Source organism: Allobosea sp. CER48, assembly GCF_044752385.1.
In the GTDB taxonomy this organism is placed as follows: domain Bacteria; phylum Pseudomonadota; class Alphaproteobacteria; order Rhizobiales; family Beijerinckiaceae; genus Allobosea.
The window spans coordinates 1-1,482 of record NZ_JBIWYK010000630.1; the positions used below are offsets into that span (position 1 = coordinate 1).

Here is a 1,482-nt window from a genome sequence, read left to right on the forward strand (position 1 = left end):
CGTCGCCCTGCCCAAGGGCGCCGATCGCCCCCATGCGATGCAGGACGTCTCGGTGGAATTGAAGGCGGGCGAGATCGTCTGCGTCGTCGGCGAGTCCGGCTCCGGCAAGTCGATGACCGCCAATGCGATCATGCGGCTCCTGCCGACCGGCGTCGCGATCGAGCGCGGTCGCGTCCTCTTCGAAGGTCGCGACATCGCCACTGTCGACGAAGCCGAGATGCGCAAGATCCGCGGCGCCGGCATCGCCATGATCTTCCAGGAGCCGATGACGGCGCTGAACCCGCTGCGCTCGATCGGCGACCAGATCGGCGAGATGCTGCGCATCCACACCGGCCTCGACCGGCGCGCGATCGCGGCCCGCGTACAGGATCTGCTGGCGGAAGTGCAGATCCCCGAGCCCGAGCGCGCGGCCAGGGCCTATCCGCACGAGCTCTCCGGTGGTCAACGCCAGCGCGCTATGATCGCTATGGCGCTCGCGCTCGATCCCAAGGTGCTGATCGCCGACGAGCCGACGACGGCGCTCGACGTCACCACCCAGGCGCAGATCCTCAAGCTCATCCGCGAGCTCCAGGCGCGCAAGGGCACCGCCGTGCTCTTCATCACCCATGATTTCGGCGTCGTCGCCGAGATCGCCGATCGCGTCGTGGTGATGCAGCACGGGCTGGTCGTCGAGCAGGGCGAGCCCGGGGCCGTGCTGAAGCGGCCGGTCCATCCCTATACCCGCCAGCTCATCGCCGCCGTGCCGTCGCTCGAACCGCCGCCGCCGCGCCCGCTCGCCGACGAGGCGATCCTGGCGATCGAGAAGGTCTCGAAGACCTATCGCACCGGCGGCTTCCTCGGCCGTGGCCGGCGCGTCACCCACGCGGTGAAGGACGTGTCGCTTGTGCTTCCGAAGGGCTCGACACTCGGCATCGTCGGCGAATCCGGCTCCGGCAAATCGACGCTGGCGCGCTGCATCATCCGGCTCATCGATCCCGACGCCGGCGCGATCCGCCTGCAGGGCGAGGACCTGACGAGGCTCACCCGCGCCGAAATGCGCGCGCGCAGCCGGCACATCCAGATGGTGTTCCAGGACCCCTTCGCCTCGCTCAATCCGCGCCGCAAGGTCGGGGAACTCGTCGCGCAGGGCCTCGTCGTCAACGGCATGCCGCGCAAGCTGGCGCTCGAGCGCGCCCGCGAGCTGTTCGGCCTCGTCGGGCTGGATCCGGCAGCGGCCAGCCGCTACCCGCATGAATTCTCCGGCGGCCAGCGCCAGCGCATCGGGCTTGCACGGGCGCTGGCGCTCGAACCCGATGTCCTCGTCGCCGACGAGCCAGTCTCGGCGCTCGACGTCTCCGTGCAGGCGCAGGTGCTGAAGCTCCTCGCCGGCCTGCGCGAGCGGCTGGGCCTCTCCATCGTCTTCATCACCCATGATCTGCGCGTCGCCGCCCAGGTCTGCGATCTCGTGGCGGTCATGAAGAACGGAGCGGTCGTCGAGGCCGG

General features: G+C 69.8%; 1 protein-coding gene. It reads left to right on the forward strand.

Annotated elements, in window-relative coordinates; all coding sequences use genetic code 11:
• The coding region (locus ACIPIA_RS16140; RefSeq protein WP_400510989.1) for a dipeptide ABC transporter ATP-binding protein at nucleotides 1-1,482 on the forward strand (1,482 nt) is incomplete at both ends.